Source organism: Micromonospora sp. NPDC023814, assembly GCF_040639595.1.
Taxonomy (GTDB): domain Bacteria; phylum Actinomycetota; class Actinomycetes; order Mycobacteriales; family Micromonosporaceae; genus Micromonospora.
This window is the reverse complement of the sequence record NZ_JBFAAF010000046.1, coordinates 54,962-63,181: the sequence shown is the minus strand read 5'-3', so window position 1 is coordinate 63,181 and position 8,220 is coordinate 54,962. Positions and strand designations below refer to the sequence as shown.

The 8,220-nt window shown below is 74.4% G+C and carries 10 protein-coding genes; 2 read left to right on the top strand and 8 right to left on the bottom strand.

Annotated features, from left to right (window positions below; all coding sequences use genetic code 11):
* The 8 genes from AB0G14_RS23155 to AB0G14_RS23120 all read right to left on the bottom strand — a co-directional run.
* On the bottom strand, nt 1-105 hold a 105-nt coding region (locus AB0G14_RS23155; protein WP_357700595.1), incomplete at its 3' end, for a helix-turn-helix domain-containing protein.
* Nucleotides 102-686, bottom strand: a complete 585-nt coding sequence (locus AB0G14_RS23150; protein WP_357700589.1) for an IS607 family transposase — start codon at nt 684-686, stop codon at nt 102-104. The genes AB0G14_RS23155 and AB0G14_RS23150, both read right to left, overlap by 4 nt.
* 98 nt (nt 687-784) lie before the next feature.
* On the bottom strand, nt 785-1,894 hold the full coding sequence (locus AB0G14_RS23145) for a nucleotide disphospho-sugar-binding domain-containing protein (RefSeq protein WP_357700587.1): 1,110 nt from the start codon (nt 1,892-1,894) through the stop codon (nt 785-787).
* Between the two features lie 73 nt (nt 1,895-1,967).
* Nucleotides 1,968-2,375, bottom strand: coding sequence for a hydroxyphenylacetyl-CoA thioesterase PaaI (gene paaI / locus AB0G14_RS23140; RefSeq protein ID WP_350707443.1), 408 nt, complete (start codon nt 2,373-2,375; stop codon nt 1,968-1,970).
* A gap of 1 nt (nt 2,376) precedes the next feature.
* Nucleotides 2,377-3,684, bottom strand: a complete 1,308-nt coding sequence (paaK, locus tag AB0G14_RS23135; protein ID WP_357700584.1) for a phenylacetate--CoA ligase PaaK — start codon at nt 3,682-3,684, stop codon at nt 2,377-2,379.
* A 159-nt stretch (nt 3,685-3,843) separates the two neighbouring features.
* Nucleotides 3,844-4,809 (bottom strand): zinc-binding dehydrogenase, encoded by a 966-nt coding sequence (locus AB0G14_RS23130; RefSeq protein ID WP_357700582.1) that lies wholly within the window; start codon nt 4,807-4,809, stop codon nt 3,844-3,846.
* Between the two features lie 91 nt (nt 4,810-4,900).
* A complete protein-coding gene (locus tag AB0G14_RS23125; RefSeq protein WP_357700580.1) occupies nt 4,901-5,341 on the bottom strand; it encodes a DUF6766 family protein in 441 nt (146 codons plus the stop codon).
* 116 nt (nt 5,342-5,457) lie between these two features.
* On the bottom strand, nt 5,458-5,907 hold the full coding sequence (locus AB0G14_RS23120) for a MarR family transcriptional regulator (RefSeq protein WP_357700578.1): 450 nt from the start codon (nt 5,905-5,907) through the stop codon (nt 5,458-5,460).
* A 138-nt stretch (nt 5,908-6,045) separates the two neighbouring features.
* Between AB0G14_RS23120 and AB0G14_RS23115 the strand changes: the two genes are divergently transcribed.
* On the top strand, nt 6,046-7,266 hold the full coding sequence (locus AB0G14_RS23115) for an MFS transporter (RefSeq protein ID WP_357700576.1): 1,221 nt from the start codon (nt 6,046-6,048) through the stop codon (nt 7,264-7,266).
* Nucleotides 7,267-7,405: 139 nt separating this feature from the next.
* Nucleotides 7,406-8,164 (top strand): class I SAM-dependent methyltransferase, encoded by a 759-nt coding sequence (locus AB0G14_RS23110; RefSeq protein WP_357700574.1) that lies wholly within the window; start codon nt 7,406-7,408, stop codon nt 8,162-8,164.
* The last annotated feature ends 56 nt before the right edge of the window (nt 8,165-8,220 follow it).

Below are 8,220 nucleotides of genomic sequence, written 5' to 3'. Positions count from 1 at the left end.
GCCCCAGTTGTACGCCACCCTGGCCGCGCCCGCATGCGCCAGCACCGCCCGCTGCTGACACGGCGTCAGATCCAGAGCAAACCGGTACGCCTGTACCGCCTTCACGACGACGGGTCCTGTGTGGTGGCGGCCTCGACCGCCCGACGCACCCGATCCGCAGCAGCCCCACGGCCGTAGAGACGCACGCACAACAAGGTCAAGATCTCCGTGACGTCCCCGACCAGGTCATCGTCGACCTCCGCCGGGTCGACCACCAACAGCCTGCGACCCTGCGCGGCCAGCGCCGCCTCGACATACTCGGCACCGAAACGGACGAACCTGTCACGGTGCTCCACAACAATGGCCGTGACCGCCGGGTCGCGCAGCAGCGCGAGGAACTTCTTACGGTGCCCGTTCAGCGCGGATCCGACCTCAGTCACCACCTGCGACACCGGCAGGTTCCGCCCAGTCGCCCACGTGACGACCCGAGCGACCTGCCGGTCAAGATCGGCGCGCTGCTCGGCGGACGAGACCCGGGCGTACACCACCACCCGCTCGACGCCAGCCGAGGCAGCAGGCAACGGCTCGCCCACCATGATGAGTCGACCCAGCCGGTAAGTAGGAACAGGCAGCGTCCCAGCCGCGTACTGCCGCCGCGCGGTCACATACGCGATCCCCTGAGACGCCGCCCACTCCTTCAAATTCACCCGATCACCATAGCAATCATAAGGACGCTAGAGACCACCCAAACGCAAGCAGTTGTTAACCCCCGACCGGAACGGGCCGCCGCGCGGGCGGGACGGCGTCAGCGCAGCGACTCCAGCCGGTGCACCAGCTCCGCCGGCCCCGGCATCGCGGCGATCTCGGCGCTGACCTGCCTCGCCGCGTCGCGCAACGCCGGATCGCCGACCAGCCGGGTCAGGGTGTCGGCGGTGATGTCGCGGGCCCGGACCGCGATTCCCGCGCCGCGCGCCGCCACCAACTCGGCGTTGTGCCGCCGGTCGCCGGGCCCGACGGTGGCCAGCTGCGGCACCCCCGCGGTCAGCGCGGTGAAGACGCTGCCCGCACCGCCGTGGTGGACCAGCGCCGCGCTCGCCGGCAGGGCCTCGACGAGCGGAATCCAGTCGACGGTGCGCACGTTGCCGGGCAACACCCGGCGGGCCAGCCGCGCGTCCGGGCGGACCAGGACGAACTCGGCGTCGACCCGGTCGGCGGCGGCGACGACCGCCGGCATCGGCCCGGCGCTGCCGGGGCCGGCGACGGTGCTGCGGCTGACCAGCACCCGCGGGCGCTCCCCCGGCTCGCGCAGCCAGCCCGGCAACTCGCCGCCGCCGGCGTGGGCGGCGTAGCGCATGGGCCAGCCGTCCTGGTGCCGCACGCTGGGCGGGGCGACGGCGATCGCGGCGGCCGGGGGCGGCAGCTCCGTCAGGCCGTGCCGGCGCAGGGCCCCGCCCAGGCGCGCGAGGGTGACCCGGACCAGTTCCCGGCCGTCGAAGAGGGCGTTCTCCTGGCGTACGGCGGGCACGCCGCGCGTCGCGGCGGCAAGCGCCCCGGCCACCGCGAACGGCTCGTGGACCACCAGGTCGGGCTTCCACCGCGCGGCGACGGCGACCACCCCGTCGGCGATCTGGTCGTTGACCGCGCCGAAGAGCAGCGCCGCGCCCCGGGTGCCGGCCGTGCCGGCCAGCTCGGCCCGGGCGATCAGCGGGTGGCGCAGCATGACGCCCCGGGCGATCCGGCCGAAGTCGAACGCCGGCGCGACATCGCGCACCGGCAGCCCGGACTGCTCCGCCCGCAGGCCGTCGGCGGCGGTGGCGACGAGCACCTCGTGCCCGGCGGCACGCAGCGCGGCGGCCAGCGGCAGCAGGGGGAAGACGTGCCCGATCAACGGCGCGGAGACCACCAGAACTCGCACCGCCCCGATGCTAGCTGCGCCGGTAACGCCCGTGGGGGCGGCGAGGTCGGGCGCATCGGCGGCGGCGCGAGGCTCAGCCGGCGGGCGGCGGCAGGGTGCGGCTGCGGCCCCGGAACTCGGCGACCACCTCGCCGCCGTCGCGGGTGACGGTGACGTCGTAGATGCCGCTGCGGCCGTACCGGGTGCGCTCGGTGGCGCGGGCGGTCAGCAGGTCGCCCTCGCGGGCGGGACGGACGAAGGTGATCTCGCCGCCGGCGGCGACGGTGACCGGACCGTGGCTGTTGCAGGCCAGCGCGAAGGCGGTGTCGGCGAGCAGGAAGACGAAGCCCCCGTGGGCGATCGCGTGGCCGTTGACCATCGCACCGGTCACCCGCATCCGGGCCACCGCCGCCCCGTCGGCGGCGTCCACCAGCTCGATGCCGAGCCCCTTCGACGCCGCGTCGGCGTCGAACATGTCGTACGCGGCGTTGCGCCCCGCCATGTCAGCCGCCCCGCCGCTGGTCGACGATCCGCCGCATCTTGCCCATCGACCGCTCCACCCCGTCCGGGGCGACCACCTCGACCGCCACGCTCACTCCGATCGTGTTCTTGACCAGCCCGACCAGCGCCCCGCCGGCCCGCTCGGCGGCCTCGACGGCCACCCCCGCCCGCCGCTCCACCCGGACGGTCAGCGTGTCCATCCGCCCCTCCCGCCCGAGGACGCACTGGAAGTGCGGCGAGAGCTGCGGCGTACGCAGGATCAGCTCCTCGATCTGGGTGGGGAAGACGTTCACCCCGCGCACGATCATCATGTCGTCGCTGCGCCCGGTGATCTTCTCGATCCGGCGCATCGGACGGGCGGTACCGGGCAGCAGCCGGGTCAGGTCGCGGGTCCGGTAGCGGACGACCGGCATGGCCTCCCTCGTGAGCGAGGTGAGCACCAACTCGCCGTGCTCGCCGTCGGGGAGCACCTCTCCGGTGACCGGGTCGACGATCTCCGGATAGAAGTGGTCCTCCCACAGGTGCGGCCCGTCCTTGGTCTCCACGCACTCGTTGGCCACGCCCGGGCCCATCATCTCGGACAGGCCGTAGACGTCCACGGCGTGCATGTCGAGGCGCTGTTCCATCTCCCGGCGCATGTCCTCCGTCCACGGCTCCGCGCCGAAGACCCCGACCTGGAGCGAGGTGGCGCGCGGGTCGATCCCCTGCCGCTCCATCTCGTCCACGATCGCGAGCATGTAGCTGGGAGTCACCATGATGACCTCCGGTTCGAAGTCCCGGATCAGCATCACCTGGCGTTCGGTCATCCCGCCGGAGACGGGGATGACGGTGCAGCCCAGTTCCTCCGCGCCGTAGTGCGCACCGAGCCCGCCGGTGAACAGCCCGTAGCCGTACGCGACGTGCACGCGGTCGCCGGGGCGGCCGCCGGCGGCCCGGATCGACCGGGCCATCAGCCGGGCCCAGGTCCGCAGGTCGTCGCCGGTGTAGCCGACCACCGTCGGCCGGCCGGTGGTGCCGGAGGAGGCGTGCACCCGGGCGATGCGTTCGCGCGGCACGGCGAACATGCCGAACGGGTAGTTCTCCCGCAGCTCCGCCTTGCCGGTGAACGGGAAGCGGGCCAGGTCGGCCAGGTCCCGGCAGTCGTCGGGGTGCACCCCGGCGGCGTCGAAGGCGCGGCGGTAGTGCGGCACGTTGTCGTACGCGTGCCGCAGCGACCAGCGCAGCCGCTCCCGCTGTACCGCCCGCAGCTCGTCGACGCTCGCCCGCTCGATCGGCTCCAGGTCCTCGGGGCGCGGGGTGCGGTCCTGCATCGGTGCCTCCTGCACGTCCTGCTGGCGCGGCGGCGGGGTCGCGTACCGACACCTCCGGATCGCCCCGGAACCGGGCCGCCCCGCCCGCCGATCTTGGTACCGTACGCCGGCCGGCGGCGCGGCACCACCGGCGGCCGGGACGGCCGGCGGGCCCGGCGGTCAGACGGTGAGCAGCGTCTTGCCGATCGCGGCACGCTCCTCGATCGCCCGATGGGCGTCGGCGGCCCGGTGCAACGGGAAGGTCTGGCCGACCAGGGGCGCGATCCGCCCCGCCGCCGTGGCGTCGAGCGCGGCCCGCAGGTGCCGGCGCGCCTGCTCGGGGGTGAACTGGACGTCGCCGATGCCGGTGACGGTGATGCCCCGGGCGCGCGCGGCCTCGGCGGCGGGCACCGCGAACTCCCCGGCCGGGGTGCCGTGCGCGGAGAACCGCCCGCCGTCGCGCACCAGGTCGAACGCCGCCCGGCCGTAGTCGCCGCCGGCACCGTCGAAGACGACGTGCGGGCCGTCCGTCGCGGCCCGGACCCGCAGCGTCCAGTCCGGCTCGGCGTAGTCCACCACGACGTCGGCGCCCAGCCGGCGCAGCGCGTCGAGCTTGGCCGCGCCCCGGGCCGCCGCGACGACGAGCCCGCCTCGGGCGCGGACCTCCTGCACGAGCACCACGCCGAGGCCGCCGGCGGCGGCGGTGACCAGCACGTGGTCCCCGGGGCGGACCGGCACCAGGTCGAGCAGGCCGAACGCGGTCGTCCCGTCGTGCAGCAGCGCCGCCGCGTCCGGCAGGGACACCCCGTCGGGCACCGGCACCAGCCCCTCGGCGGGCACCACGGCGCGTTCCAGGTAGCCGCCCCGCTCGTCGGTGCTGGTGACCACCCGCCGGCCGGTCCAGCCCGGGTCGACCCCCGCGCCGACCGCGCCGACGGTGCCGGCGACCCCGACCCCCGGCCGGTACGGCGGCCGGATGGGGAAGTACTCGCCGCCCTGCCCGCGCCGGATCATCGTCTCCACCCAGAGCACGTCCGCGACGGACACCTCGACCACGACCTCGTCCGGGCCGGGCACCGGCTCCGGGGCCTCGGTCAGGGCCAGCACCTCCGGCCCGCCGAACGTCGCCACCTCGATCACCCGCATGTCACCCTCCACATCGCTCGCCGACGTGGTCCAGCCTCGGAGGTGAAGCGGGGTTTAGGTCAACGGGCGGCGCCGTGGTGCCGCCCACACGTCACGGGTTCTCCGGGTCGAGGTCGCGCTCGCGCAGCAGCGCGTCCAGCTTGGCTTCGATCCGCTCGTCGGACTCCCGGGACTGGGAGGAGCCCCAGTAGTAGAACAGGGCCAGGCCGGCCGCCTGCCAGATGAGCTGGAGGAACTCGGACTGCCAGTTCTCGAAGGTGGAGGCGAGGAACTGCGGCAGGAAGTCCGCCCAGGCGAAGGACTGGCCGTGCTGGCTCGCCTCGTTGCTCTCCACCGCCGCCTGGAAGACGAACTGGCCGATCCAGGAGAACAGGAACAGCGCCCCGGTCACCAGCGCGAACGCGTACGCCCGGGGCCAGCGCGGCTTCCGGAACGGCGGCCCCCCGGCCCGCCTGGCGTTGCGGCGCGAACTTCCCCCGTCGACCGCTGGACCGGACGGACGCACGTCGGCCGGCGTCGTCGTATCCGCCATCACGACCCCCTCTCGACAATCCCCTGTCGGGCATGTGCCCCGGCTCGGCGCTGCCGAAACGGTGGGTCGGCGTGGCGGAACGGTGGGTCGGCGGTGGCGGCGTGGCGTGCGGCGGGTCAGCGGGACGCCGGGAGCCGGTGCAGCGCGTCGACCAGCGGGGCGAGCTCCGGTGCGGCCTCGGCATCGGCCAGCGCCTCGGCCAGCACCCGGTCGTGGGTGGGCCGGGCCTGGGCGAGCAGCTCGCACCCGGCGGGGGTGAGCTCGGTGTAGATGCCGCGTCGGTCGTCGGCGCAGAGGACCCGGGTGAGCAGGCCGCGGTCCTCCAGGCGGGTGACCAGCCGGGTGGTGGCGCTGTCGGAGAGCGCGGCGGCCCGGGCCAGCTGCCGCATCCGCATGTGCCAGCCGTCCTGCCGGGAGAGCGCGTCGAGCACCGTGTACTCGACCACGGAGAGCTGGTGCCCGGCCTGGAGCGCGCGTTCCAGCGACGCCTCGATGAGGCCGTGGAGCGCGGCGAGGGTGCGCCAGCCCTGTGCGCGGACCTCCACGGCGTCGTCACCGATGCCCATCCGACCTCCTCGCGATGTGACCCGGTCGACCCCCAGCCTAGCAGGCTTGCGCCGATATCCCGCGCGTGCAACCATTTCGTTGCTTCCGCGTGTAGTTGCATGCGCCATCTATCTGCCTCTCTCCTGGAACGGAAGACCATGTCTGGACGGAACCGGTCCCTGCCCGGTGGGCTGCTCGCGCTGGCCGTCGGCGCCTTCGGCATCGGCCTCACCGAGTTCGTGATCATGGGGCTGCTGCCCCAGGTGGCCGCCGACTTCGCGGTGACCGAGTCGGTCGCCGGGTGGCTGATCTCCGGCTACGCGCTCAGCGTCGCGATCGGCGGCGTGGCGCTGACCGCGGCGGTCACCCGGCTGCCGCGCAAGCCGGTGCTGCTCGGCCTGATGGTGCACTTCATCATCGGCAACCTGCTCTCCGCGCTGGCCGACGGCTACGGCGTGATGATGGCCGGCCGGATCGTGGCCGCGCTCTGCCATGGGGCGTTCTTCGGCATCGGCGCCGTGGTCGCCGCCGGACTGGTCGCGCCGGCCCGGCGCGCGGGCGCCATCGCGCTGATGTTCGCCGGGCTGACCACGGCCAACGTGCTCGGCGTACCGTTCGGCACCTTCCTCGGCCAGCATCTCGGCTGGCGGTCGACGTTCTGGGCGATCACGGGCATCGGCGTGGTCGCGCTCGCCGGCCTGGCCCTGCTCGTCCCGGCCCGCCCGACCGGCGACGCCGACCGACCCGCCGACGGGCTCCGCGGCGAGCTGCGCGCCTTCACCCACCCGCAGGTGTGGCTGTCGCTCGCGGTGACCGTTCTCGGCTTCGGCGGCATGTTCGGCGCGTTCACCTACATCGCGTACACCCTGACCGAGGTCAGCGGCTTCGCCACCGGGACGGTGCCGTGGCTGCTGGTGCTCTTCGGGGTGGGCCTGTTCGTGGGGAACCTGCTCGGCGGTCGCGCCGCCGACGTGTCGTTGTCGCGCACCCTGGTCGTCGTGCTCGCGGCGCTGACCGTGGTGCTCGCGTTCTTCGCCCTGACCGCCGGCAGCCAGCCGCTCACCGTGGCCTCGCTGCTGCTGATGGGCGGGTTCGGCTTCGCCACCGTTCCCCCGTTGCAGATGCGGATCATGAGGTACGCCCACCAGGCGCCGACGCTGGCCTCCGGGGCGAACATCGCGGCCTTCAACGTCGGCAACGCCCTCGGCGCATGGGTGGGCGGGACGACGATCGCGGCCGGGCTCGGCTACACCGCCCCGATCTGGGCGGGCGCGGCGGTCACCCTGGCCGGCCTGGGCGTGCTGCTGGCCGCCCTGCGACTGGCCCGCCGGCAGGCCGCGGCGCGGCCGGCGGAGCGGGAACTGGTCGCCTCGGCCTGACCGGCCGGCGGCAGCGGGGCCGGCCGGGCCGGTGCCCTGCCGACCCCACCCGGACCATCGCGCTGCAAGCTTCTCACTGTTGCAAATTATTGGCAACAAGGTCTGGACACGCTCCGGGACGGTAACTAGCCTCATCGCCATGAGTCCTTACATCAGCAACGTCGCCGCCTGGCAGGAGAGCTGGGACCGGCAGCAGGAGGCGTACCTGCCGGACCGGGAGCACCGGTTCACCGCGATGCTCGACGCGGTCGAGGCGGTCCTCGACGGCGGGCGACCCCGCCTGCTCGACCTGGCCGGCGGCACCGGCACCATCTCGGCCCGGGCGCTGCGCCGCTTCCCCGACGCCGAGATCACCCTGGTCGACCTCGATCCCGCGCTGCTGGCCATCGCCAGGGCGACGTTCGGCGACCGGGTCACCGTGGTCGAGGCCGACCTGGCGCAGCCGGAGTGGACGGCCGCGCTGCCGGTGCGGGAGTACGACGGGGTGCTCACCGCCACCGCGCTGCACTGGCTGCCGGGCGAGCGGCTGGCCCGCCTCTACGCCGAACTGCGCAGCCTGCTGCGCCCGGGCGGGATCCTGCTCAACGCCGACCACATGCCCGACGACGCGCTGCCGGAGCTGACCAAGCGCCTGCTGGACAGCGCGCGGACCCGGCGCGAGGCCCGGTACGCCAGCGGCGCCGTGCTGTCCTGGTCGGACTGGTGGGAGCGGGCGGCGGCCGACCCGGCGCTCGCCCCACTGGTGGAACGGCGGCGCGAGATCTACCCGACCGGGCACAGCCCGGAGTGGAACCCGCCGGCCTCCTGGCACCTGGCGGCGCTGACCGACGCCGGTTTCACCGAGGCCGGCGTGGTCTGGCGGGGCGGCACCGACGCCGCCGTCGCGGCGGTGCGCTGACCCGGCGCACCACGGCACGTCGGTCGTCCGCGGCCGAGCCGGCGTTATGCTGCGGC